Source organism: Nocardioides panzhihuensis, assembly GCF_013408335.1.
Classification (GTDB): Bacteria; Actinomycetota; Actinomycetes; order Propionibacteriales; family Nocardioidaceae; genus Nocardioides; species Nocardioides panzhihuensis.
Window position 1 is genome coordinate 2,509,637 of record NZ_JACBZR010000001.1, and the last position, 23,570, is coordinate 2,533,206.

General features: G+C 69.5%; 23 protein-coding genes. 2 read left to right on the forward strand and 21 right to left on the reverse strand.

Annotated elements, in window-relative coordinates; all coding sequences use genetic code 11:
• Window positions 1–95: 95 nt before the first annotated feature.
• From BJ988_RS11940 to BJ988_RS11975, 8 genes are all read right to left on the reverse strand, one after another.
• The gene (locus BJ988_RS11940; protein WP_179658192.1) at window positions 96–1,391 is read right to left on the reverse strand and encodes a dihydroorotase; all 1,296 of its coding nucleotides are present in this window, start codon (window positions 1,389–1,391) and stop codon (window positions 96–98) included.
• Entirely contained in the window at window positions 1,388–2,329 is a 942-nt protein-coding gene (locus BJ988_RS11945; protein ID WP_179658193.1) for an aspartate carbamoyltransferase catalytic subunit, read from the reverse strand. Before BJ988_RS11945 ends, BJ988_RS11940 begins: the two co-directional genes overlap by 4 nt.
• The gene (gene pyrR / locus BJ988_RS11950; RefSeq protein WP_218860799.1) at window positions 2,326–2,916 is read right to left on the reverse strand and encodes a bifunctional pyr operon transcriptional regulator/uracil phosphoribosyltransferase PyrR; all 591 of its coding nucleotides are present in this window, start codon (window positions 2,914–2,916) and stop codon (window positions 2,326–2,328) included. Before pyrR ends, BJ988_RS11945 begins: the two co-directional genes overlap by 4 nt.
• A 61-nt stretch (window positions 2,917–2,977) precedes the next feature.
• On the reverse strand, window positions 2,978–3,997 hold the full coding sequence (locus BJ988_RS11955) for an NADPH:quinone reductase (protein WP_179658194.1): 1,020 nt from the start codon (window positions 3,995–3,997) through the stop codon (window positions 2,978–2,980).
• Window positions 3,998–4,051: 54 nt separating this feature from the next.
• Window positions 4,052–5,293 (reverse strand): MinD/ParA family ATP-binding protein, encoded by a 1,242-nt coding sequence (locus BJ988_RS11960; RefSeq protein WP_179658195.1) that lies wholly within the window; start codon window positions 5,291–5,293, stop codon window positions 4,052–4,054.
• 171 nt (window positions 5,294–5,464) lie between these two features.
• Window positions 5,465–5,878, reverse strand: coding sequence for a transcription antitermination factor NusB (nusB, locus tag BJ988_RS11965; RefSeq protein ID WP_179658196.1), 414 nt, complete (start codon window positions 5,876–5,878; stop codon window positions 5,465–5,467).
• Between the two features lie 3 nt (window positions 5,879–5,881).
• Window positions 5,882–6,448 (reverse strand): elongation factor P, encoded by a 567-nt coding sequence (gene efp / locus BJ988_RS11970; protein WP_179658197.1) that lies wholly within the window; start codon window positions 6,446–6,448, stop codon window positions 5,882–5,884.
• Window positions 6,449–6,606: 158 nt separating this feature from the next.
• Complete coding sequence (locus BJ988_RS11975) at window positions 6,607–7,062, reverse strand: type II 3-dehydroquinate dehydratase (protein WP_343051580.1); 456 nt, start codon at window positions 7,060–7,062, stop codon at window positions 6,607–6,609.
• 135 nt (window positions 7,063–7,197) lie between these two features.
• Here BJ988_RS11975 and BJ988_RS11980 point away from each other — a divergent pair, with 135 nt between their 5' ends.
• Window positions 7,198–7,803, forward strand: a complete 606-nt coding sequence (locus tag BJ988_RS11980) for a TetR/AcrR family transcriptional regulator (RefSeq protein WP_179658198.1) — start codon at window positions 7,198–7,200, stop codon at window positions 7,801–7,803.
• A gap of 56 nt (window positions 7,804–7,859) precedes the next feature.
• Window positions 7,860–9,017: an acyl-CoA dehydrogenase family protein gene (locus BJ988_RS11985; protein ID WP_179658199.1), complete on the forward strand. Its 1,158-nt coding sequence runs from the start codon at window positions 7,860–7,862 to the stop codon at window positions 9,015–9,017.
• Window positions 9,018–9,103: 86 nt separating this feature from the next.
• Here the strand turns inward: BJ988_RS11985 and aroB are convergent, their stop codons facing one another.
• From aroB to BJ988_RS12050, 13 genes are all read right to left on the reverse strand, one after another.
• Window positions 9,104–10,201, reverse strand: coding sequence for a 3-dehydroquinate synthase (gene aroB, locus BJ988_RS11990; protein ID WP_179658200.1), 1,098 nt, complete (start codon window positions 10,199–10,201; stop codon window positions 9,104–9,106).
• 16 nt (window positions 10,202–10,217) lie between these two features.
• Window positions 10,218–10,748, reverse strand: a complete 531-nt coding sequence (locus BJ988_RS11995; RefSeq protein WP_179658201.1) for a shikimate kinase — start codon at window positions 10,746–10,748, stop codon at window positions 10,218–10,220.
• Window positions 10,748–11,926, reverse strand: coding sequence for a chorismate synthase (gene aroC, locus BJ988_RS12000; RefSeq protein WP_179658202.1), 1,179 nt, complete (start codon window positions 11,924–11,926; stop codon window positions 10,748–10,750). The genes BJ988_RS11995 and aroC overlap by 1 nt, the downstream gene beginning before the upstream one ends.
• 45 nt (window positions 11,927–11,971) lie before the next feature.
• Window positions 11,972–12,649 carry a prepilin peptidase gene (locus BJ988_RS12005; RefSeq protein WP_179658203.1) on the reverse strand — a complete coding sequence of 226 codons (678 nt, stop codon included), beginning with the start codon at window positions 12,647–12,649 and terminating at the stop codon, window positions 11,972–11,974.
• Window positions 12,646–13,494, reverse strand: coding sequence for a shikimate dehydrogenase (locus BJ988_RS12010; RefSeq protein ID WP_179658204.1), 849 nt, complete (start codon window positions 13,492–13,494; stop codon window positions 12,646–12,648). Before BJ988_RS12010 ends, BJ988_RS12005 begins: the two co-directional genes overlap by 4 nt.
• Window positions 13,494–14,855: an endolytic transglycosylase MltG gene (mltG, locus tag BJ988_RS12015; protein ID WP_281365479.1), complete on the reverse strand. Its 1,362-nt coding sequence runs from the start codon at window positions 14,853–14,855 to the stop codon at window positions 13,494–13,496. The genes BJ988_RS12010 and mltG overlap by 1 nt, the downstream gene beginning before the upstream one ends.
• 194 nt (window positions 14,856–15,049) lie before the next feature.
• Window positions 15,050–15,520: a Holliday junction resolvase RuvX gene (gene ruvX / locus BJ988_RS12020; RefSeq protein WP_179658205.1), complete on the reverse strand. Its 471-nt coding sequence runs from the start codon at window positions 15,518–15,520 to the stop codon at window positions 15,050–15,052.
• Complete coding sequence (gene alaS / locus BJ988_RS12025) at window positions 15,520–18,204, reverse strand: alanine--tRNA ligase (RefSeq protein ID WP_179661460.1); 2,685 nt, start codon at window positions 18,202–18,204, stop codon at window positions 15,520–15,522. Before alaS ends, ruvX begins: the two co-directional genes overlap by 1 nt.
• An 8-nt stretch (window positions 18,205–18,212) precedes the next feature.
• Window positions 18,213–18,557: a DUF6167 family protein gene (locus BJ988_RS12030; RefSeq protein WP_179658206.1), complete on the reverse strand. Its 345-nt coding sequence runs from the start codon at window positions 18,555–18,557 to the stop codon at window positions 18,213–18,215.
• A complete protein-coding gene (locus tag BJ988_RS12035; RefSeq protein ID WP_179658207.1) occupies window positions 18,554–19,135 on the reverse strand; it encodes a hypothetical protein in 582 nt (193 codons plus the stop codon). The genes BJ988_RS12030 and BJ988_RS12035 overlap by 4 nt, the downstream gene beginning before the upstream one ends.
• A 102-nt stretch (window positions 19,136–19,237) precedes the next feature.
• Entirely contained in the window at window positions 19,238–20,563 is a 1,326-nt protein-coding gene (locus BJ988_RS12040) for a replication-associated recombination protein A (protein WP_218861450.1), read from the reverse strand.
• Between the two features lie 51 nt (window positions 20,564–20,614).
• Window positions 20,615–21,607, reverse strand: coding sequence for an ABC transporter permease (locus BJ988_RS12045; protein WP_179658209.1), 993 nt, complete (start codon window positions 21,605–21,607; stop codon window positions 20,615–20,617).
• Between the two features lie 112 nt (window positions 21,608–21,719).
• The gene (locus BJ988_RS12050; protein WP_179658210.1) at window positions 21,720–23,534 is read right to left on the reverse strand and encodes an ABC transporter substrate-binding protein; all 1,815 of its coding nucleotides are present in this window, start codon (window positions 23,532–23,534) and stop codon (window positions 21,720–21,722) included.
• Between the last annotated feature and the right edge of the window lie 36 nt (window positions 23,535–23,570).

The window sequence follows — 23,570 nt, forward strand, 5'->3', positions numbered from 1 at the left end:
GTTCCCCTCGCGTCACGCTCAGGGTCGGACGCCTCAGCGCCGTACGAACGAAAATTCGTTCGCAATCCCAAGGCCCGCCACCCCGCGGCCGAGGGCTATTCGCCGTAGGTCTTCTTCCCGCGCAGGAAGGTGGACACGACGCGACCGGTGAGCTTGCGGTCATGCCACGGGTTGTTGCGCGAGAGAGACAGGGACCGATCCCGGTCCACGACGTAGGTCGCAGCCGGGTCGGCCAGGGTCAGGTTGGCCGGCTCGCCGACCGCGATCGGGCGGCCATGGCCCTCGAGGCCCGCGATCCGGGCCGGGGTCGTGGACATCACCCGGGCAACGCCGGACCAGTCCAGCAGCCCGGAGGAGACCATCACGGTCGAGACGACCGAGAGCGCCTCCTCGAGCCCGAGCATCCCGAAGGCGGCGTCGACGAAGGCGTGCTCCTTGTCCTGACGCGCGTGCGGGGCGTGGTCGGTGGCGACCGCGTCGATGGTGCCGTCGGCCAGCGCCGCGCGCAGCGCCTCGACGTCCTCCGCGGGACGCAGCGGCGGGTTGACCTTGAAGGTCGGGTCGTAGCCGGCCAGCAGGTCGGTGGTCAGCAGGAGGTGGTGCGGGGTGACCTCTGCGGTGACCGCCCAGCTCCCGTCCTTCTCCGCCTGGGCCTTCGCCCAGCGGAGCACCTCGACGGTGCCGGCGGTGGAGGCATGGGCGACGTGGACGCGCGAGCCGGTGTGACGCGCCAGCATCACGTCACGGGCGACGATGACCTCTTCGGCGACACCCGGCCAACTGGGAAGACCGAGCCGCCCGGAGAGCTCACCCTCGTGGCAGCAGGCCGAACCGTAGGGTGCCAGCGAAGGGTCCTGGGAGTGCTGGGAGATCACGCCGCCGAACGCCTTGACGTATTCCAGCGCCCGTCGCATCACCCGCGGGTCCGAGACGCAGCGGCCGTCGTCGGAGAAGACCTTGACGCCGGCCCGGGAGCGGTTCATCAAGGACAGCTCGGCGAGCTCCTCGCCGGCTAAGCCCTTGGTCACCGCGCCGACGGGGAACACGTCGGCCAGCCCCGCCTCACGACCGAGCTCCCACACCGAGACCGCAGCCTCGGCCGTGTCGGTGACCGGCGAGGTGTTGGCCATCGCGAGCACCGCGGTGTAGCCGCCCGCAGCGGCCGCCGCCGCGCCTGAGGCCACCGTCTCCGCGTCCTCGCGGCCCGGCTGGCGCAGATGGGTGTGCAGGTCGACCAGCCCGGGGAGGAGGACGAGGCCGGCGGCATCCACCACCTCGTCAGCAGAGGCGTCCGCCGAGAGCGAGCCGATCTCCCGGATCGCTCCCCCCTCGACGTACACATCGGTCGGCGCGGCCCCGAGGACGGAGGCACCCTTGATCAACAGACTCATGCGGACTCCTCGCCGGCAAGCAGGTGGTAGAGGACAGACATCCGGATCGCGACCCCGGCCGAGACTTGGTCGAGGATCCGTGAGGAGGCGGCGTCGGCGGCCTCGGGAGAGATCTCCAGGCCGCGGTTCATCGGCCCGGGGTGCAGGATCGGCGCACCCTCGCGCAGCATTCCCAGCCGCTGACGGGTGAGCCCGTAGCCGACGGTGTACTCCCGCGAGGTCGGGAAGAAACCACCGCTCATCCGCTCCCGCTGGACGCGCAGCATCATCACCGCGTCGGCCTCCGGCAGCACCTCGTCCAGGTGGTAGGAGGTGGCGAAGCCGTCGGCCTTGGCCCAGTCGGTCACGCCTGCGGGCATCAGCGTGGGCGGGGCCACGGCGACCACGGACGCCCCCAGCTTGGTCAGCGACTTCACGTTGGACCGGAACACCCGCGAGTGGGTCAGGTCGCCGACGATCGCAATCCGCTTTCCCTCCAGCGAGCCGGGTCCGCCGAGCTGGCGCTGCAGGGTGTAGCCGTCGAGAAGCGCCTGGGTCGGGTGCTCGTGGGTCCCGTCGCCGGCGTTGACGACGGGGATGTCGAGCCAGCCCGCGACCTGATGGGCGGCGCCGGAGGCCGAGTGACGCATCACCAGACCGTCGACCCCCATCGCGGTCACGGTCAGCACGGTGTCACGCAACGACTCGCCCTTCGAGGCCGAGGAGCCCTTCGCCGACAGGTTGATCACGTCGGCGGAGAGCCACTTTCCGGCGATCTCGAACGAGGACCGAGTGCGGGTGGAGTCCTCGAAGAACAGGTTGATCACGGTGCGCCCGCGCAGCGCCGGGAGCTTCTTGACCTCGCGCTTCTGGACGTCGTGCATCTCGGCGGCGGTCGCGAAGAGCTGCTGGATCTCCTCAGCGCTCACGTCGTCGATGGACAGCAGATGACGGGTCATGCCCTCGTCACTCCTTCGAGCTCGACGATGCGTACCTCGTCGATGCCGTCGGTCTCCTCCAAGCTCAGCCCGACCCGCTCGGAGCGCGCCGTCGGGAGGTTCTTGCCGACATGGTCGGCGCGGATGGGCAGCTGCCGGTGGCCGCGGTCGACGAGAACAGCCAGACGTACGACGGCGGGACGGCCGTAGTCGGCCAGTGCGTCGAGCGCGGCGCGGACGGTGCGGCCCGAGAAGAGCACGTCGTCGACCAGCACGACGGTCTTGCCGTCGATGCCGACGGGTGGGATCTCGGTGTGATGCGGGGCCCGGGTGGGATGGGTGCGCAGGTCGTCGCGGTACATCGTCACGTCGAGCGCACCGTGGGCCACCGGATGGCCCTCGGCGGTCTCGATCCGCGCGGCGATCCGCCGCGCCAACGGCACACCGCGGGTGTGCAGACCGAGGAGGACCAGATCCTCCGCGTCGCGGTTGCGCTCCAGGATCTCGTGGGAGATCCGGGTCAGCGCCCGGGAGATGTCACGGGCATCGAGCACGATACGGCCGTCGACGGACGGCTCGAACACACGCTCAGGGGCAGGCTCAGACAAGGTCAGGTCTCCTTCTCCGCCTCACGGGACGGCTCGTTAAAGGATCGGGCCAACCCTATCGTCACTCCAGGTCGATCAGCACTTTCCCGACGGCGCCCGCCTCGACCGCGTCGTGGGCGGCGGCGGTCTCCTCGAGCCGGTAGTGGTGAAGAGGTACGCCGGCCTCCGAGCCCACCCGCAGCGCCCCTGCCGCCACGGCGGCGGTGACGTCGTCGGCCGCGGCCCGGATCTGCGTCTCCTCGACACCGTAGAGCTGGATGAACTGGTAGCGCAGGTTGAGCGAGAAGGTCGCCCGCAGAGGCATGGTGAGCTCGTCGCCGCCGTTGTTGGCATAGATGGCGATCGTGCCGCGGTTGGCGATGACCGCTCGGTCCACGTCGTTGTTGACCGCGGGGGCGACCTCGACGATCTGGTCGACGCCTTCGGGCGCGATCTCCCGGATCGCGTTCCCCAGGCGGCCGAGACCCACCTCGCGGTAGTTCACGACGTGATGTGCACCGGCGGCCTTCGCCAGCGCGGCCTTCTCAGCGGAGCTGATCGTGGTGATCACCGTCGCCCCCGCCCACACGGCCAGCTGGATGGCGGCGTTCCCGACGGCTCCGGCGCCCCCGTGGACCAGGATGGTGAGCCCGCTGAACGACCCCGGAGCCACCCTCTCCACCGCTCCTGAGGTGAGCGCCCGGTGGGCGGTCATCGCCGGGACCCCGAGCGAGGCGCCCAGGTCGAAGGACGCGCCTGCGGGCAGCTCGACCGCCTTGCGGGCCGGCACGGTGACGTACTCGGCTGCGGTCCCCCAGGCCTGCCCGTGCTGGGCCATGAAGAGCCAGACCGGCTGCCCGACGATGTGGGTGCTCACCCCATCGCCGATCTCCTCGACCACACCCGCGCCGTCCTGACCCGGGGTCGCCTCCGGAGTGCTGAGCGTCCCGCTCAGGCCGGCGCGTAGCTTCCAGTCGGTCGGGTTGACCCCCGCCCGCACCAGCCTGACCAGGACCTCACCGGGGCCGGGCTTCGACACCGGCCGGTCGATCAGCTTCATGACGGAGGAGGGGCCGTTCTCGGCGTAGACGATCGCGCGCATACGAGGACCCTAGCCTGGAACCGGACGGGCACTTCGTGGTCCCACAGGGCGTGCCTACAGCGCGTGCGCCATCCCAGCGCAGGCCTTCAGCCACGACATCTTCGTCTCCTCCGAGAGCTGGGAGTACTGCACCGTGGATCCGGCGACGAGCACCGGGTCGAACGGGACCCGGTAGACCCCCCTGGTGCGCTGCTGGTAGACCTCGGTGAGGTCGCGGGCCAGGTTGGTGTCGACCTTCGGGGACGGGTCGGAGAGCACCGTGATCGTCTTCAGCTTGAGGTCGGCGTAGCCGGACTCCTGGAGCGCGTCGAGCATCCACAGTCCGCTGTAGCCGGTGTCCTCGCGCACCGTCGAGGTCACCACCAGCAGGTCGGCGGTGTCAGCGGCGGCCAGCCAGTTCTCGGCGCGCATGTTGTTGCCGGTGTCGACCAGGATCACCTTGTAGAAGCGCTCGAGGAGCTGGTGGACCTGCGCGAAGTCGTCGGCGTGGATCTGACCGGTGACATCAGGACGCTCGTCGGAGGCGAGCACGTCGAAGTGGGCATCGCCCTGGGAGCGTACGAAGGCACCCAGGTCACCGATACGGGACTGGTAGACGTTGTTGAACGCGGCCAGGTTGTCGAGCAGCTCGCGGGTGGTGTTGCGGTGGGTGCTCCGCATGCCCCGGATGCCGAGGGTGCCGCGGGTCTCGTTGTTGTCCCAGGCCACGATTCCCCCGCCGCGTACGGTGCCGAAGGTGTAGCCGGCGGCGAGCACGCCCGTGGTCTTGGCGGCGCCGCCCTTGGGGTTGATGAAGCAGATGGTGCGGGGTCCGTCGAAGTCGCGCTGGATCATCGCCCGGTCCTGCTCGAAGGCGACCTCGGCGGCGCCCATCCTCGGGCTGATCAGCCCGCCGGACATCTTCCTGACCGCACCTCGCCAACCCCAGGTCGCGGGGCCGAACCCGGCAGACTCCGCGCGCCGGTCGAGGAAGTCGGTCGCAGTGGGGACCTCCTGCCCGTGGACACCCGGGGGCGGCGGCACTGCGCCAGATGGAGCGGGCGCGGCCGTCGGGGCGGGCGGGGCGGGCGTCGAGGTGACCTGTGGGTTGGTGATGCGAGTCGCCTCCTGACTCGGGTCGACATGAGGATAGGGCTGGGCGTTGGGGTTGGTGCGCGGCCCGCTGGGGTCCGGCCGCGAGGGCTGCTGCGGCTGTCCCTCCGAGCCCGGCGGAGGCGGTGTCACCCAGTGTGAGGGTGCGCCGGTCGGCCGGGTGCGCGAGTCCGGCTCGTCATAGGGGTTGTTCTCCTGAGTCATGCGCTCTCCGAATACGGGTCTGGTTGGCGGCCCATCTCAGCCTTGAGTCCAAACATACGGTCCCGACCGAAGCAATCGTCCATAACCGGAAAACAGACGCGTCGTGCCGCACCCTGAAATGACGGCACGCCTGTCCGGAACGGTCCAGGACAGGCGTACGTCTCGTGCTGATCAGGCCTTGGGGAGGTCCTTCGCGACCGCGGCGAGCACGCCGTTGACGAAGGACGGCGAGTCATCGGTCGAGAGCTCGGTCACCAGGGCGGTCGCCTCGCTGATCGCGACCTCGGCGGCGACATCGCCGTCGAGGAGCTCCCACACACCGATGCGCAGGACGTTGCGGTCGACCGCAGGCATCCGGGTCAGCGTCCAGTCGTGGGCGTGGCCGGAGATCAGGGCGTCGATCCGCTCGGCCTCGGCGACCACGCCACGGACGAGCTTGACCGTGAACGGGTTGTTGGGAACCTGGCCGTCGCCGATCTGCTGGTCGAGCAGATCACCGGCGGAGAGACCCCGCGCCTCGGCGGCGAAGAGCAGGTCCAGGGCCCGCTTGCGGGCCTTGGACCGTGCGGTCGCGACGTGAGCCACAGGTCAGCCCTTGACGCGGGAGAGGTAGGAGCCACCGTCGCGGGTGTCGACCTTGATCTTCTCGCCCTGCTCGATGAAGAGGGGCACCTGGATCTCGGCGCCGGTCTCGAGGGTGGCCGGCTTGGTGCGGCCGGTGGCCGAGTCACCCATGACGCCGGGCTCGGTGTAGGAGATGACGAGCTCGACCGACGGCGGGAGCTCGACGAAGAGGACGCGACCCTCGTTGGTGGCCAGGATGACCTCCTGGTTCTCCAGGAGGAAGCCGGCGCCGTCACCGATGATCTCCGGGGTGACCTCGACCTGGTCGAAGTCGGCGACGTCCATGAAGACGAAGTTGTTGCCGTCGTTATAGAGGTACTGGAACGAGCGGCGGTCGACCGTGGCGGTCTCGACCTTGGTGCCGGCGTTGAAGGTCTTGTCGACGTTCTTGCCCGACTCGACGTTCTTCATCTTGGTGCGGACGAAGGCCGGACCCTTGCCGGGCTTCACGTGCTGGAACTCGACCACCTGCCAGAGCTGGCCCTCGAGCTTCAGCACCATGCCGTTCTTGAGGTCGTTCGTCGTCGCCATAACCGTCCGTCAGCCTTCGTCTCTGTCGTCCTGCAGCCTTGCAGGCCTGGTTGTCAATGTTCCTGGGTTCGCAGGGCCCTGAGGGCCAGGGGGAATCCTAGTCAACGAGACGCACGCCGACCCAATCCGTCACCGATGACTCACTCGCTGAGGCTCGTTCACCGAGACCCGAGCTGGGCGGCAACGACCTCGAGCGCCTCGCGATAGCCGTCGAGGCCCTTGCCCGCCACGACCGCGACCGCGTGGGGGGTGATCACGCTGGTGTGCCGGAAGACCTCGGGCCGCTCGAGAGGCTCGGAGATGTGCACCTCGACCAGCGGAGCGGTCAGCTGTGCGCAGGCGTCGTAGATGGCGTAGGAGTAGTGGGTCCAGGCGCCGGCGTTGAGCACGACCGGGGTCTCCTTGTCGGCAGCGGCGTTGAGCCAGTCGACCATGTCGCCCTCGTGGTTGGTCTGACGTACGTCCGCGGCGAAGCCGAGCCCATGACCCCAGTCGACGCACATCGCGGCGAGCTCGTTGAGGGTGGTGTGCCCGTAGATCTCGGGCTGACGCTTCCCTAGACGCCCGAGGTTGGGGCCGTTGAGGACCAGGACCGGCTGCAGCTTCTTGCTCACCGGGCCATCCTGTCACGGCCCTCGCCACGACTTCGGGCTCGTCTCGGCGCGGGACGGCGATCCCAATCTAAGCGCTCACTTATATTGTGCGACACTGGAAAGTGACACCCAGAGACTCCGACACGAGGATGGCCGATGAACGAGGCCCGCACCAGCACCCAGGCACGCGGAGACCGCAGCCGTGCCCGCCTGCTCGACGCGGCGGTCCAGGCCTTCTCCGCCAAGGGTTTCCACGGCACCAGCACCCGCGACATCGCCACGGCGGCCGGGCTGAGCCCGGCGGCCGTCTACGTGCACCACCGCTCCAAGGAGGAGCTGCTGCACGCGATCGCGGCGCGCGGCCACGAGGTGATCCTCGAGGCGGTCACCGACGCGGTGCGCTCGGGCAGCACCCCTGCCGAACGGGTAGCCGGCGCCGTACGCACCTATGTCCTCTTCCACGCCCGCTCCCACACGACGGCGCGGGTCATCAACTACGAGCTCGCTGCGCTGACCGACGAGCACCTGCGCGAGATCGCGGCCCTGCGCCGCGCCATCGACACCGTCATGCGTGAGGTCGTCGAGGAGGGCGTACGCAGCGGCGACTTCGACACCCCCGACTCCGCCAAGGCCGCCACCGCCCTGCTCTCGCTCGGCATCGATCTGGCCCGGTGGTATCGCGACGACGGCTCCTGGACCCCCGAGTCCCTCGCCGACTTCTACGCGGACCTCGCCCTCCGCGTCGTCGGCGCCCGCCCCTGACCTTTCGAACGACGACCAGCGCCCCCTAGAAGAAGCACCGAGGAGAAAGCACCGCCATGCGCCGCACGATCTACACCGAGGACCACCAGTCCTTCCGCGAGACCATCCGCTCGTTCATCGAGAAGGAGGTCACCCCTGTCTATGACGAGTGGTACGAGGCCGGGATCGTCCCCCACGACTTCTACCTCAAGCTCGGTGAGCTCGGCGTGTGGGGCATCCAGGTGCCCGAGGAGTACGGCGGCGCCGGGATCGAGTCGTTCAAGTACTCCGCGGTCATGACCGAGGAGCTCGCCCGCGCCGGGGTCTCCTTCGGCGGTTCGAGCACTCACGTCGGGCTCTGCCTGCCCTACCTTCTCAAGCTGGGCACCAAGGAGCAGATGGAGCGCTGGATGCCGGGCTTCGTCGCCGGCTCCGAGATGTGGGCGATCGCGATGACCGAGCCGGGCACCGGGTCCGACCTCGCCGGGATGACGACCAACGCCAAGCTCACCGACGATGGCAAGCACTACGTCCTGAACGGTGCGAAGACCTTCATCACCGGCGGCGTCAACGCCGACCGGGTGATCGTCTGCGCCCGCACCGCGCCGGCGACCCCCGAGGACCGCCGCGCCGGGATCACCCTGCTCGCCGTCGACACGACCCTCCCCGGGTACGAGGTCGGCCGCAAGCTCGACAAGCTCGGGCTCAAGGTCTCCGACACCGCCGAGCTCTCCTTCACCGACGTGCACGTCCCGGTCGAGGACGTCCTCGGCGAGGTCGGCAAGGGCTTCTCCTACCTCGGCCAGAACCTCCCGGTCGAGCGTCTCGGCATCGCCGTCGGCGCCTACGCGCAGGCCGCGGCCGCGATCGAGTTCGCCAAGAAGTACGTCGCCGAGCGCAAGGTCTTCGGCACCACTGTCGCCTCCTTCCAGAACACCAAGTTCGAGCTGGCCGCGTGCAAGGCCGAGGTCGACGCCGCAGAGGCCGTGGTCGACCGCGCCATCGAGGCCGAGGACGCCGGCATCCTCACCGCCGCCGAGGCCGCCTCGGCCAAGCTGTTCTGCACCGAGGTCGCCCACCGTGTCATCGACCGCTGCCTGCAGCTCCACGGCGGCTACGGCTACATGAACGAGTACCCCATCGCCCGCCTCTACGCCGACAACCGCGTGAACCGCATCTACGGCGGCACCTCCGAGGTCATGAAGCTGATCATCGCCAAGGACATGGGTCTCTGAGTCGCGACGTGGGAGTCCTGAGGTCACCTGGTGACCTCAGGACTCCCACATCCGCTCGCGCGCATAGCGGGCGGCCCCGCTGACGTTCAGCCCGCGACGACCTCGTACGCCGCCCGCAGCTGCTCCTCCGACGGACCGGTGAGGATGCGGGGCACGGCGAGGTCGTGGAGGACGAGGAAGCGGAGGACGGAGCCGCGGGCCTTCTTGTCGACCCGCATGGCGCCGATGAGGTCGTCGAAGCCCGCCTCGACACCGAGCTCCTCGACCGTGGTCGGGAGACCGACCTTCGCGAACGTCGGCGCGTGCCGGGCGGCGACCTCGTCGGAGAGGACCCCAGCCAGCCGGGCGAGCTCGGCGGCGTACACGCAGCCGACGGCGACCGCGTCACCGTGGCGGATCGAGTAGCCGGAGTGCCTCTCGAGGGCGTGGGCGAGGGTGTGACCGTAGTTGAGCGTCTCGCGTCCCGGGTGGCCGTCGGTGCCGCCGGTCTCCTTCAGATCGACGGCGACGACCTCCGCCTTGACCCGGATCGCGCGCTCGACCAGCTCGGCCAGGACCGGCGAGTCGGCGGTGAGCTTGTCGGTCTCGTCGACCAGCCGCAGGATCTCCGGGTCGGCGATGAAGCCGCACTTGACGACCTCGCCGAGCCCGGCGACAAGGTCAGCCTCCGGCAGGGTCTCGAGCAGCGCGAGGTCGCACAGCACGCCGGCGGGCTCGTGGAACGCGCCGACGAGGTTCTTGCCCGCGCCGGTGTTGACCCCGGTCTTGCCGCCGACCGCAGCGTCGACCATGGCGAGCACGGTGGTGGGGATGTGCACGACGCACACCCCGCGCAGCCAGCCGGCAGCGACCCAGCCGCCGAGGTCGGTGGTCGCGCCGCCACCGAAGGTGACCACGGCGTCGGATCGGGTGAAGCCCCTCTCCCCCAGCGCCTCCCAGCAGTCGGCGGCGACCGCGACGGTCTTCTGGGCCTCGCCGCTGGGCAGCCCGAGGCCGAGCACGTCGTAGTGCTCGAGCAGCTCCTGGACCACCGGCTCGGCCTGCTCGGCCAGCTCGGCGGCGTAGAGGAACGCCACCCGCTGTACAGAGTCGCCCAGGAGCCCCTGCAGCCGCGTGGCCAGGCCGGAGCCGATCACGACGTCGTAAGGCGCGGCGCTCTCGACCCGAATGACTGTCTCGTTCAACGTCTGCCCCGTCGTGTCAGTTGCGGTTTCCCGCCGTGGCGGGGTTCTGCCCGCTCAGCGCGGCGGCGATCTCGTCGGCTACGTCGGCCGCAGCGCGGTCGTCGGTGTCGACGATCAGCGTCGCGACGGACTCATAGATGGGTGCGCGCTCCTCCAGGAGCGCCTTGATGCGGCCGCGTACGTTGCCGAGCAGCAGCGGACGGCCCGAGCCGAGCCCGACCCGCTTGACCGCGTCTGCGACGCCGACACGCAGGTAGACGACCGTGTGCCCCTCCAGCAGGGCCCGGGTCTGCTCGGCCAGGACGGCGCCGCCACCGAGGGAGACGACGCCCTCGTGCTCGACGAGTGCCGCCGCGACGGCGGAGGCCTCGACCGTACGGAAGTGCTCCTCACCCTCGTCGACGAAGATGTCCTGCACGCTCTTGCCGGCAGCGGCGGCGATGTCCGCGTCGGTGTCACGCAGGGCGACCCCGAGCCGGGAGGCGAGCAGCGCCCCGACCGTCGACTTGCCCGCGCCCATGGGGCCGACGAGCACGACAGCCGCCATCAGACGTACCTCAGGTTCTCGAGGTAGGCCTTGGCGTTGCGCGCGGTCTCCCCGACCGAGTCGCCGCCGAACTTCTCCAGCGCCGCCTCGGCCAGGACGAGCGCGACCATCGCCTCCGCGACGACACCGGCGGCGGGCACCGCACAGACGTCGGAGCGCTGGTGGTGCGCCACCGTCGACTCGCCGGTGGCGACGTCGACGGTGCGCAACGCCCGGGGCACGGTCGCGATCGGCTTCATCGCGGCGCGCACGCGCAGGATCTCGCCGGTCGACATGCCGCCCTCGGTGCCGCCGGAGCGCCCGGTCGCACGCCGGATGCCGTCCTCGGAGGGGACGATCTCGTCGTGCGCCTGGGAGCCCGGGGTCGCGGCGAGCTCGAACCCGTCACCGACCTCGACTCCCTTGATCGCCTGGATGCCCATCAGCGCACCGGCCAGGCGCGCGTCGAGGCGTCGGTCCCAGTGCACGTGAGAGCCGAGACCCGGCGGCAGGCCGTGGACGACGACCTCGACGACACCGCCGAGGGTGTCGCCGTCCTTGTGGGCCTGGTCGATCCGGGCGACCATCTGCTTGGAGCCGTCAGGATCCAGGACCCGCACCGGGTCCTCGTCGAGGCGGGCCACGTCCTCGGGCGCGGGGACGTCGCGGCCCGGCGTACGGACCCCGCCGATCTCCAGGACGTGGGAGACGAGGCGGACGCCGAGCGTCTGCTCCAGGAAGGCCGAGGCGACCGCGCCGAGGGCGACCCGGGCCGCGGTCTCGCGGGCCGAGGCGCGCTCCAGGATCGGGCGGGCGTCGTCGAAGTCGTACTTCTGCATCCCGACCAGGTCGGCGTGGCCGGGTCGCGGCCGGGTCAGCGGCGCGTTGCGGGCCTGGCCGGCCAGCACCTCGGGGTCGACCGGGTCGGAGGCCATCACGGTCTCCCACTTGGGCCACTCGGTGTTGCCGATCTCGATCGCGACCGGTCCGCCCTGCGACTCCCCGTGGCGTACGCCGCCGGTGATCCGCACCTGGTCCTTCTCGAACTTCATCCGGGCACCGCGCCCATAGCCGAGCCGGCGCCGGGCCAGGGCATCAGCGATGTCGTCAGAGGTGATCCGGACATGGGCGGGCAGACCCTCCATCACGGCCGTCAGAGACGGACCGTGGGACTCGCCCGCAGTGAGCCAACGCAACATGGCGTCAGTCTTTCATCCCGGCCGCACCAGCCCGTGCACCCGGGCTCAAAGCGAGACGGCGAGCACGCCGAGGAGCATCCCCAAGATCATGAAGGGCCCGTACGCCAGGGGCTCGCGCATCGCCTCACGCGAGCGCCGCGCGAGCGCACGTCCGATGCCCCAGAGGCCGAAGATGGCCAGCCCGGACCAGAGTCCGACCGCGAGCTCGTCCCAGCCGAGGCGACCGAGGACCAGGCCGGCGAGCGCCGCGAGCCGTACGTCACCGAAGCCCATCGCGTGCGGCACCAGCCGCCACAGCAGCCAGAACGCCGAGCGAGCCAGGACGAGTCCGACGACCGCACCGATGACGGCTCCGACCTCGCGCACCCACAGCCACTCGAGGCCGACCGCCAGCAGGCCCGCGGCGGTGGCGGCCAGGATCGGCTGCTTCGGCAGCCGCTGCACCCGCCAGTCGACGTACGCCAGCAGCACCAGGAGCGGCACGAGCGGAACCAGGAAGACCATCAGCCGCGAGGGCTCCACCTGCCAGGCCAACAGCGCGGCGACCGCCGCGGAGAGGCTCACCGCGAGCGGGAGGAGCACGGCCGGTCCGGCCAGGTCGGCATAGCGGGACACCGGCGGGTCGTCGACTGGTTCGGGGAGCCGGCGAAGCAGTGCCGGCACCCCGAGAGCGAGCAGGGCGGCGACGGCGGCGCTCACCAGCACGACCGCCCCAGGGCTCATGCCGGTGACGGCTCCATGCTGGACTCCCTGCTGGCCAGCGCCTTCTCCCCCGCTGCCCGCATGGCCTCCAGCGGGGCGGCACGGCCGGTGAAGAGCTCGAACTGCAGCACGGCCTGGTGCACGAGCAGGTCCAGACCGCTGACGGCCACACCGGGCGCGACCGAGAGCAGCGGCGAGGGCCACGGGTCGTAGACGACGTCGAAGACGACAGGTGTGGACGCCCAGCGGTCGATGAGCTCAGGAGTCTGCGCCTTCGCCGGGACGGTGGAGACGACCACGTCGACGCCACCGACTGCGGCGTCCAGCGGCAGCACCGAGACGACGGGCTTGCCGCGGTGACGCGAGATCATCTCGATCGTCTCCCCCGCAGCGCCCGGGTTGCGGGCCAGCAGCGTGATCCGGGACGCGCCCAGCTCGGCGAGCGCGAGGCCGGTGGACGCCGCGGTCGCACCGGCGCCGAGGATCGCACCGGAGCCACACGAGAAGTCCGCGCCGGCACGTTCCCGGATCGCCGCGACCGCACCGGGCAGGTCGGTGTTGTCCCCTACCCACCCGTGCGACGAACGCACCAGCGTGTTGACCGCACCCACGAGCCGCGCCCGCGGCGAGATCGACCGCGCCAGCTCGTACGCCTCCCGCTTGAGCGGCATCGTCACCGACAGCCCGCGCCACCGGCTCGGCGGCCAGTCGCCGCCGAGGTCGGCGACGTACCTCGCCAGGCCACCGGCCTGCACGCGCGTGGACGTGTAGGACCAGTCGGACATCTCCAGCTCGGCGTACGCCGCTCTGTGGAGGACCGGGGAGAGCGAGTGATCGATCGGGTCACCCAGGACGGCACACTTCATCAGCAGGCCTTCGTCTCGCAGTATTTCTGGAACTCACGCTTGTACTTCAGGAACTCCTCGTTGGTCTTGGCGAACTTGGTCTCACCTGTCTTGAGGTTCACCGTGACGTAGAAGAGCCACTTGCCGTTGGCGGGGTTCAGCGCCGCCTGGATCGCGTTGTCACCGGGAGATCCGATCGGTGTCGGCGGTAGACCGGCCTTCCGGCGCGTGTCGTAAGGGGTGTCCTTGGCCAGCTCGGCAGAGGTCAGCTCCGTGGTGCCGGACTTGCCGACGCCGTAGGCGTTGGAGGCGTCGATGCCGAGCGTGCCGTTCGTGGCGCCGTCGTCGACCTTGGGGTCGAGCCGGTTGTAGATCACCCGGGAGATCTTGGCCATGTCGTCGCCACGCCCCTCGGCCTCGACGAGCGAGGCGACGGTCATGATCTGCTCGGCCGTGCACGCCTTGCCGTCGCCGCACTTGAGCTGCTTGGCACGCGCCTCGATGTCGTTGTCACCGAGCGCCTGCTCCCACCGGTCGATCATCATCGACAGCATGTCGGTCGGCGTGGCGTCGGGCGGGAAGGCGTACGTCGCCGGGAAGAGATAGCCCTCGACGTTGCCCTTGGCGTAGTCGGGCAGCCCGATCGCCTCGGTGTCCTGGGCGGCCTTCTTGAAGTCGGCGGGCTTCTTCCCGGTCTTCTCGGCGAGCACCTTGTAGATCGCCTTGGCGCGCGATCCTTCGGTGATGGTGACGTTGACCGTGTCGATGTTCTCCGGGTTGGCGAGGACCTCGACGGCGTCGGCGGCCTTCATCTCCTTCTTCAACGGATAGAAGCCGACCTGCACGGTCAGCCCCTCCGTGTTGGCCGCGTCGATGAAGGCATCGACCGACTGCACCACGCCGGCCTCCTTCAGGTTGCGGCCGACCGCTGAGACCGAGTCACCCTTGTGCACCTCGAACGAGACCGGGTCCGTGCCCGGGCCGGCAAAGTCGGCCGGAGGCGCGACCATGTCCTTGACGTAGTCGACCGCGCGGTCGCCCACGAAGTAGAACCCGCCGACCACGACGGCCATAGCCACCAGCACGGCCAGGCAGCCACCGAAGCGGCGTTTGCGCTTGGGCGGCTCGTCGTCGAAGTAGGGATCGTGATCCGAAGGACCACCACCACCGTCGAAGAAGCCCGGCTGCTGCTCATATCCCGGCCCGCCGTAGCCGCCGGGCCGCTGCGGCGGCTCCTGCCGGCCATAGCCGGGCGGCGGCTGCTGCTGGCCGTAGCCGGGCGGCGGCTCCTGCTGGCCGTACGCCGGCGGGGGCATGCCACCACCGGGCATCGGGCGAGGCCCCGGGCGGCGGCCCGGCTGGCCCGGCTGCTGGGGAGGCATCTGCCCCGGCATCCGACGCGGATCCCGGGGATCCTGCCGAGGGTCCCGAGGGTCTCGGGGATCCGGCCGCGGGCCCTGGCGAGGATCGTGCGGGGGCTGTTGCCGTGGCGGATAGCCGCCGCGCGGATCGCGACCAGGTGACCCCTGACCAGGGCGACGCGGGTCGCGCGGGTCCGGGGGATAGTAGCGCTCACTCATTGACCGACCTCAACGATCTCTCCAGGCGCGGTCCCCGAAGCGCGCTCACTGTCCAATGCGTGTTGCAGGATCACGACCGCAGCGGCCATGTCCACAACTGCTCGCCGGTCCTGGCCCTTGCGACCTCGATCCCGGAGCATAGCCTCCGCAGAGACAGTGGTGAGTCGTTCGTCGATGAGACGAACCGGGACCGGGGCCACTCGACGCGCCAGGGACGCGGCGAAGTTCCGGACCTTAGCAGTCGCCGGATTCTCCCCGCCCTTGAGGGACCTGGGCAGGCCGACGACCACCTCGAGCATCGTCGACTCCTCGCCGATCTCGGCGACGATCGCCTGCAGCCGCGCGAGGTCCCCGCGACCCTTCTTGACCGTTTCCAGCGGCGTCGCCAGGAACCCCGTGGGGTCGCTCCTGGCGACGCCGATCCGGGCGTCGCCAGGATCGAGACCGAGGCGTACGCCGTGACGCATCAAGCTCCCGTCACCAGGGACTTGACCTTCGCGACGGCCTCATCGATCTTGCCGACCTCCGTTCCACCACCCTGGGCGAAGTCGGGCTTGCCGCCACCGCGACCGCCGACGACCGACGCGAGCTCCTTGATCAGGTCTCCCGCCTTGACGCCCTTGGCGATGCCCGCGGGGTTGACCGCGGCCACGACGGCGACCTTGCCGTCAGCGTCACCGAAGAGCACGACGGCCGCCGGCGCGTCACCGAGCCGGGAGCGTACGTCCTGGGCGAGCGTGCGCGCGTCGCCACCGCCCACGCCCGGGATCCGCTGGGCGACGACCTGGACACCGTTGACATCGACCGCGGTGGCCGCGATCGAGCCACCGGAGGCGAGCAGCTGTGCCGTACGCGCCCGGGCGATCTCCTTCTCGGCGACCTTGAGCCGCTCCATCAGGTCGGAGACCCGGCCGACGACGCCGTCGGACTTCGTCTTGAGCAGCAGGTTGAGCTCGGAGACGACGTCGCGCTCGCGGGCGAGGTAGTTGAAGCCCTCGACGCCGGTGTAGGCCTCGATGCGTCGGTTGCCGGAGCCGACCGAGGCCTCCGAGGTGACCACGATCGTGCCGATCTGGGCGGAGTGGTCCACGTGGGTGCCGCCGCACAGCTCGCGCGACCAGGGGCCGCCGATCTCGACGACGCGGACCTTGGTGTCGTCGTAGGTCTCGCCGAAGAGCGCGATCGCGCCCCACTCCTTGGCCTGCGGGAGGGTCATGTAGTCCCAGGCGACCGGCAGGTCGGCGCGCAGCGCGTTGTTGGAGACCTCCTCGACCTCGTGCATCTGCTCCGGGGTCAGGCCCTTGGTCCAGCCGTAGTCGAGACGCAGGTAGCCCGGGCGGTTGAACGAGCCCGACTGGAGCGCGGTCGGCCCGAGCACCTCGCGCAGCGCCGCGTGCACCACGTGGGTGCCGGAGTGGGCCTGGCGGGCGCCGAGACGCCACTCCTTGTCGACCTGGGCGTGCACGAGGCCACCAGCAGTCCCGCGCGCAGCGAACTCGCCGTCGACGACCCGGACCTGGTGCACCACCAAACCCTTGACCGGCCGCTGCACGTCGACGACCTCGAGCCGGCCACCGTCGAACTCGATGATGCCCGCGTCGGCGGACTGGCCACCGGACTCGGCGTAGAACGGGGTGCGGTCGAGGACGATCTCACCGATCTCCTCGGGGCCGAGCACGTCGACCGGCTTACCCTCCTTGAGGAGAGCCAGCGGCTTCGACTCGGTGTCCAGGGTGGTGTAGGCCTGCCAGTCGGTGGGCCCGTTGGTGTCGAGGATGGTGCGGTAGACCGACAGGTCGGCGTGCTGACCCTTCTTGGCGCGCGCGTCGGCCTTGGCCCGCTCGCGCTGCTCGGTCATCAGGCCACGGAAGCCCGTCTCGTCGACCTCGAGACCCGCCTCGGCGGCCATCTCGAGGGTCAGGTCGATCGGGAATCCGTACGTGTCGTGGAGCTGGAACGCCTGGTCACCGGAGAACGTGGTGGCACCGCTCGACTTCACCTCGGTCGCGGCCAGGTCGAAGATCTGGGTGCCGGCCGCGAGGGTCTTGCGGAAGGCCTCCTCCTCGGCGTCGGCCACCCGCTTGATCCGGTCCCACTCGGAGTGCAGGTCTGCGTAGGTCTCCCCCATCTTGTCGCGGGAGATCGGCAGCAGCTCGGGCATCGCCGGGTCCTCGTAGCCGAGCAGGCGCATGTTGCGGATCGCACGGCGCATCAGGCGGCGCAGCACGTAGCCGCGGCCCTCGTTGCCGGGGGTCACGCCGTCGCCGATGAGCATCAGCGAGGAGCGCACGTGGTCGGCGACGACGCGGAAGCGGACGTCGTCGTCGTAGGCCGCGCCGTACTTCTTGCCGGTCAGCTCCATCGCCTTCTCGATGACCGGGAAGACGACGTCGGTCTCGTACATGTTCGCCTTGCCCTGCATCAGGTAGGCGACCCGCTCGAGGCCCAGGCCGGTGTCGATGCCGGTCTGGGCGAGCGGCCCGTCGATGTCGACGTCGTACTTGGACCGCGCCGCGACGACGTTGTCCTGCATGAAGACGAGGTTCCAGAACTCCAGGTAGCGGTCGCCGGCTTCCCAGTCACGGTCGGCGCCGAACTCCGGGCCGCGGTCGATCAGGATCTCCGAGCACGGGCCACCCGGTCCGGGCACGCCCATCGACCAGTAGTTCTCGCTCGGCGGCAGCCGCACGATGCGGTCGTCGGGCAGGCCGGTGATCTTCTTCCACAGCTCGACCGCCTCGTCGTCGCCGTTGAGCACGGAGGGATAGAGGATCGACTCGTCGAACCCGAAGCCACCGTCGGCGACCGACTTGGTGATCAGCTCCCAGGCGAGCGTGATCGCGCCCTCCTTGAAGTAGTCACCGAAGGAGAAGTTGCCGCACATCTCGAAGAAGGTGCCGTGCCGGGTGGTCTTGCCGACCTCCTCGATGTCAGGCGTACGGATGCACTTCTGCACCGACGTCGCCCGGTCGTAGGGGGGCGTGGCCTGGCCGAGGAAGTACGGCTTGAAGGGCACCATGCCTGCGTTGACGAAGAGCAGGTTGGGGTCGTCGAGCAGGAGCGATGCCGACGGCACCACCGTGTGCTCGCCGATCTCGGTGTTCTCGGCGAAATGCGCCGTGAAACGGCGGCGGATCTCCGCCGTGCTCAACCACTCCATCAGGGGGTACTACCTTCCGTGTTCTGCCTCGGGTCCTCGGTCGGCCCGTCCAGTCCAAGTGTCTGCTGACCGGCACCGTTGGCGCCAATCTGTTTCGGTCCTCCTGCCGAAGCGGAGCCCGAGGCGATCGACTGGGTCCTGGTCTCGATCCACTCCCGCAGCTCGATCTCCTTCTCGGCCTTGCCGGTGGCCAGCTCGTCGCGGAACATCCGCGCGCCGACCCCGAGCGCCTGAGCGCGGTCGCGCAGCCCGTCGGCGGTAAAGGCCTCCGCGGCCCGCCGCCCCTTGACCATCGCGTACACACCTGCGCCGGCGCCGGCCACGAACCAGATCGCGCCCCTCATTGCATGTCCCTTCCGGTGGTCGAGCTCGTCGAGACCACGTCCTCGTCAACTGCCTCGCGCTGCCGCGCCCGGTACTCCCGCAGCGCCTCGCGCATCTCGCTCTTGCGGTCCTTGCGGGCCCGCTTGACCTCGCGGTGCATCTCGTAGCGAATCTTGAACCGCACCTCGGGCGAGAGCGCCCGGCGGACCCCGTGCACCAGCGCGGCACTGTGCACCACGGTCTCTCGAAACACCGCGTCGGCGAACGCCGGTGCGGTCAACGTACGCCGCACCACCTTCTCCACCTCAGCAGACTCGCCGTCGTCCGCGTCCTCCCCGAGAGAGGTGATCACGTACTCCTTCTCGGCAGCCCGCTCCTCGCGTCGCCGTCGCCGAGACGTCGGCTCCGGCCGGGCCATCCGCTTCTCCAGCGCCTCGAGCCGCTCGCGCAGCTCGGCCTCGCTGGCCTCGGCCTCCGCGACCCGGTGCCGGGCGCGCCGCCGCGGCCCGAGAGCCAGCAGCATGATGAGCAGCGCCAGGAGTAGGACCACCCCCGCCGCAGCTCCCAGGATCCACGCAGGCACGCTAACCGAGTTCATCGCCCCAAACCCTATAGCCCCGCCCCGCTGGTCGAGCCGCCGGAGCCGCTGGGCGAAGGCGTGTCGAGCGTTGTATCGAGCTTGTCGAGATGACCAACACAGTCAGCTGCCGCGTACGATGCCCCGGATCTTCTCCCACCGTTCTTTCACCCCCGCCTCGGCTCCGTGGGTCGTCGGCTGGTAGTACTCCGCGTCGATGACCGTGTCCGGTGCGTACTGCTGGGTCGCGATCCCGAAGGGCTCGTCGTGGGCGTACTTGTACGCGTCCCCGTGGCCGATCTTCTTCGCTCCCTCGTAGTGGGCGTCGCGCAGGTGCGGCGGCACGTTGCCGATCTTCCCGGCGGCGACGTCGGCGCGGGCGGCGAAGATGGCGTTGGTGACCGCGTTGGACTTCGGAGCGACGGCGAGCGCGATCGTCGCGTGGGCCAGGGTGAGCTGGGCCTCGGGCATCCCGATCAGCTGGACCGTCTGCGCGGCGGCGACCGCGGTCTGCAGCGCCGTCGAGTCGGCCAGGCCGATGTCCTCCGACGCCAGGATCATCAGCCGGCGGGCGATGAACCTGGGGTCCTCCCCCGCCTCGATCATCCGCGCCAGGTAGTGCAGCGCGGCGTCCGCGTCCGAGCCGCGCACCGACTTGATGAAGGCGCTGACCACGTCGTAGTGCTGGTCGCCCTGGCGGTCATAGCGCACCGCCGCCTGGTCCACGGCCCGCTCGGCCGCCTCGAGCGTGATCTCCCCCGCCGACGCAGCTCCGGCGGCAGCCTCCAGATAGGTCAGCGACCTGCGCGCGTCACCGCCGGCAAGGCGGACGAGGTGGTCGAGCGCCTCGTGGTTGATCGTCACCGAGCCGCCGAGCCCGCGCTCGTCCTCGAGCGCCCGCAGCAGTACGCCACGGATGTCGTCGTCGGTCAGCGACTCGAGCCGAAGCAGCAGCGAGCGTGACAGCAACGGCGAGATCACCGAGAAGAAGGGGTTCTCCGTGGTCGCGGCAACCAGGGTGACCCACCGGTTCTCCACGCCCGGCAGAAGCGCGTCCTGCTGAGCCTTGCTGAACCGGTGGACCTCGTCGACGAAGAGCACCGTCTCCTTGCCGGTCGCGACCAGCTCGGCCCGTGCGGAGTCGATCGCCGCCCGCACCTCCTTGACCCCGGCCGAGACGGCGGAGACCTCCACGAAGCGCCGGTCGGTGGACTTGCTCACGATGCTCGCGATCGTCGTCTTCCCGGTCCCCGGCGGCCCCCACAGCAGCAGCGAGAGCGACTGGCCACCCTCGACGACCTGGTGCAGCGGCGACCCGGCCGCCTTGAGCGAGCTCTGCCCGACCAGCTCCTCGAGCGTACGCGGACGCATCCGCACCGCCAGCGGCGCAGCCGCATGGTCGCTGTTGCTCAGCGACCCACCACGCCCGGCGCCGGCCGCGGCCCCCATCTCAAACAACCCATCCACACCGCCACCCTATTCGGCGCCCGGGCGGGGCGTTCAGGAGAGGCGTACGCGGGGGTCGAGGACGCTGTAGAACAGGTCGACGACCAGGTTGGTGATCACGATGATGAAGGCGGAGATCAGCGTGGTCGCCTCGATGACCGGCAGGTCGCTCTGGCTCACCGCGTTCAGTGCCCGCAGCCCGAGACCGGGGATGCCGAAGATCAGCTCGGTGAAGATCGTGCCGGTCAGCAGCGAGCCGAAGTCGATGCCGAAAATGGTCACGATCGGCACGACCGCCGCCCGGAAAGCGTGCTTGCTGACGATCTTCCGCTCCGTCAGACCCTTGGCGCGTGCCGTCCGCACGTAGTCCTGGTTGAAGGACTCGATCATCGACCCCCGGGTGAAGCGGGCGTACTTGGACGAGTTCACCAGGCCGAGCGCCAGCCAGGGCAGCAGCAGCCCCCATGCCCACTTCAGCGGAGATTCGGTCAGCGGGTGATAGCCCTCCTGCGGGAAGATCCCAGCACTCACTGCCAGATAGAGGAATGCGAGCAGGACGAACAGGTAGTAGGGGATCGACTCGATCACGAGCGTCGCGCCGATGACCGCCTTGTCTGCCGCGGTTCCCCTGCGTCTGGCCGCGAACATCCCGATCGGCACGCCGATGAGCAGGATCGTGACACCGGCGCCGACCGCTACGGAGACCGTCGGCCCGATCCGGTCCTTGATGTCGTCCCAGACGTTGACGCGGTAGATGAAGCTGACCCCGAAGCACGGTGCGTCACAGTCGTAGGCCTCGGAGCCGAAGGCGATCTCGCGGCCGTTGACGATCCCGGACATGTACTCGGTGTACTGCACATAGATCGGCGCTTCCAGATTGAGCGCCTCCCGGATCGCGTCCTGGCGCTCGGTCGTGCACTTCGGCGCGGGACACATCGCGTCCGCAGGGTCGCTCGGGCCGTAGGTGAAGAGCGCGACCACCGCAACCGAGATCACGAACAGCACGAGCGCTGCTGAGATCAACCGGCGTACGACAAAACCGATCATGGACGGAGGTCTCGCTTCCTAGAAAGATTGATCACGGGCTCTGGCCCGGAGCTGCTGTGTCCGACTGGATGGGTCCGGCCGGCGTGGGTCCTCCCACGCCGGCCGGATCACCTCACTTGAGGTACATGATGGAGAAGCTCGGCATGCCCTTCACCGGGTCGTTGACGACTCCGCCGATCTGCGAGCCCTTGATGAAGGCGTTCGCGTCGTAGCCGGCGTTGATCTCGACCATGTGGGTCTCCTGCATCCACTTGTCGAACTCGCCCCAGGCTGCTGGGACCTCGTCGGCGTCCATCTTCAGGATCTCGGCCTGCTTCGCGTCGGCGTCAGCCTCCTTGAAGTTGGTCGGGTTCGGCATACCCGGCTTGTTGGCGTTCGAGCCGATCCACTGCGCCGGGAACCACGAGCCGCCCGAGGGCCAGTCGGAGCACCAGCCGCCGTAGCGAAGGTTGATCGGAGCGTCCAGGTTGCTCTGGTCGTCGCGGAAGGTCTCGTCGGTCGAGGCCACCGGGGTCGCCTTGAAGCCGGCCGCCTCGAAGCCCTTGACCATCTGGTTCTTCTTGGCCACGTCGAGCTCGTCGTCACGCTGGTAGTACCACTTGATCTCGAAGCCCTCGGCCCCGGCCTCCTTCAGCAGCGCCTTGGCCTTCTCCGGGTCGGTGGTCTGACCGTCCTGACCCTCGGGGTACTGGTACTCGACCCGGCCCGCGGTGCCCGGGGGCAGGAGCGAGGTGCCGGGCTGGATGGTGACGCCGACGATCTCGCCGGAGGCCTTCCAGGCCGCCTGGTAGGGGTAGGCCCAGCTGATCGCCTCCCGGATCTTCTTGTCCTTGATCTTGGTCTGGTCCGGCCGGTACATGTAGGTGCACGGCGAGGTGCCCTCGACCAGGTTGTCGGGGTTGTTCTCCTTGATCGACTTGTACGTCGGCGGCGTGACGTCGTCGTAGGTCATCATCGTCTGGGCTGCGCCCTTGTCGCCGAGGATCTGGTTCTCGAGCTTCGCGGTGTCCTGGGCGAACTTGAAGTCGAAGGAGTCCGCGGCCTGGAACCGGCCAGGGTCGGTGTCGGGATCCCAGTGCTCGTTCTTGACCAGCGTGAGCGCGTTGCCCGGCTTGTAGGACTCGAACTTGTAAGGTCCGGTCGCCATCGGGTGGCTCTCGTAGGCCAGCGGGTCCTTGTCCTTGGCCTTCGGGATCGGCGAGAAGACCGGGAACGAGGCGTAGTAGTCGAGCTCGGGGAACGGCTGTTCCAGGTGGATGACCACCTTGTTGCCGTCGGCCTCGACGCCGTCGTAGTCCTCGCCGCCGTACCAGCCGGCGCTGGCGTCGAAGTCGGGGAGCTTCTTGAGCTCGGCCTCGGTGTCCGCGAACGGGCCCTTGTACTTGCCGCCGTCCTTGAAGAAGGTGGTCTGGTACGTCGGGCCGTCGGTCAGCGTGTCGATGGCGAAGGAGCGTTTGATGCCGTAGACGACGTCCTCGGCGGTGACGTCGGTGCCGTCCTCGTACTTGAGACCGTCCTTCAGCTCGAAGGTCCAGGTCAGGCCGTCCTCGGAGACCTGACCCAGGTCGGTGGCGAGGTCGGGCACGAGGATCGAGTCGCCGCTCTCCTCGTCGTAGACGTACTGCGTCAGCGCGCGGGTCACCAGGCCGGACATGATCGCGCCAGAGTCGGTGTAGTAGGTCCTGGTCGGGTCCAGGGTGTGCGGTGCGCTGTTCGCCAGCACGGTGATCGTGCCGCCCTTCTTGGCCTCGGCCGGGATCTCCAACGGCCCTTCGGCGGTGGCGTCCTTGCCGGAACCGGCGTTTCCGCCGGCCTTGAACTCGCCGCCGCCCGCATCCTCGCCGCCGCCGTCTCCGCCGCCACACGCAGCGGTGAGCGTCAGCGCGGCGATCGCGCTGGCGGCGATCAGTGTTCTCTTCAATCGCATCGTAGGTCTCCACCTTCCATGGTTGATTCCTCTCTC

What these genes read in the sequence shown, in the direction of transcription:
- BJ988_RS11940 (WP_179658192.1), bottom strand. Translation starts at nt 1,391, where the DNA reads ATGAGTCTGTTGATCAAGGGTGCCTCCGTCCTCGGGGCCGCGCCGACC.
- BJ988_RS11945 (WP_179658193.1), bottom strand. Translation starts at nt 2,329, where the DNA reads ATGACCCGTCATCTGCTGTCCATCGACGACGTGAGCGCTGAGGAGATC.
- BJ988_RS11955 (WP_179658194.1), bottom strand. Translation starts at nt 3,997, where the DNA reads ATGCGCGCGATCGTCTACGCCGAGAACGGCCCCTCCTCCGTCATGAAG.
- BJ988_RS11960 (WP_179658195.1), bottom strand. Translation starts at nt 5,293, where the DNA reads ATGACTCAGGAGAACAACCCCTATGACGAGCCGGACTCGCGCACCCGG.
- efp (WP_179658197.1), bottom strand. Translation starts at nt 6,448, where the DNA reads ATGGCGACGACGAACGACCTCAAGAACGGCATGGTGCTGAAGCTCGAG.
- BJ988_RS11980 (WP_179658198.1), top strand. Translation starts at nt 7,198, where the DNA reads ATGAACGAGGCCCGCACCAGCACCCAGGCACGCGGAGACCGCAGCCGT.
- BJ988_RS11985 (WP_179658199.1), top strand. Translation starts at nt 7,860, where the DNA reads ATGCGCCGCACGATCTACACCGAGGACCACCAGTCCTTCCGCGAGACC.
- BJ988_RS11995 (WP_179658201.1), bottom strand. Translation starts at nt 10,748, where the DNA reads ATGGCGGCTGTCGTGCTCGTCGGCCCCATGGGCGCGGGCAAGTCGACG.
- aroC (WP_179658202.1), bottom strand. Translation starts at nt 11,926, where the DNA reads ATGTTGCGTTGGCTCACTGCGGGCGAGTCCCACGGTCCGTCTCTGACG.
- BJ988_RS12005 (WP_179658203.1), bottom strand. Translation starts at nt 12,649, where the DNA reads ATGAGCCCTGGGGCGGTCGTGCTGGTGAGCGCCGCCGTCGCCGCCCTG.
- BJ988_RS12010 (WP_179658204.1), bottom strand. Translation starts at nt 13,494, where the DNA reads ATGAAGTGTGCCGTCCTGGGTGACCCGATCGATCACTCGCTCTCCCCG.
- mltG (WP_281365479.1), bottom strand. Translation starts at nt 14,855, where the DNA reads ATGCCTCCCCAGCAGCCGGGCCAGCCGGGCCGCCGCCCGGGGCCTCGC.
- ruvX (WP_179658205.1), bottom strand. Translation starts at nt 15,520, where the DNA reads ATGCGTCACGGCGTACGCCTCGGTCTCGATCCTGGCGACGCCCGGATC.
- BJ988_RS12030 (WP_179658206.1), bottom strand. Translation starts at nt 18,557, where the DNA reads ATGAGGGGCGCGATCTGGTTCGTGGCCGGCGCCGGCGCAGGTGTGTAC.
- BJ988_RS12035 (WP_179658207.1), bottom strand. Translation starts at nt 19,135, where the DNA reads ATGAACTCGGTTAGCGTGCCTGCGTGGATCCTGGGAGCTGCGGCGGGG.
- BJ988_RS12040 (WP_218861450.1), bottom strand. Translation starts at nt 20,563, where the DNA reads ATGGGGGCCGCGGCCGGCGCCGGGCGTGGTGGGTCGCTGAGCAACAGC.
- BJ988_RS12045 (WP_179658209.1), bottom strand. Translation starts at nt 21,607, where the DNA reads ATGATCGGTTTTGTCGTACGCCGGTTGATCTCAGCAGCGCTCGTGCTG.
- BJ988_RS12050 (WP_179658210.1), bottom strand. Translation starts at nt 23,534, where the DNA reads ATGCGATTGAAGAGAACACTGATCGCCGCCAGCGCGATCGCCGCGCTG.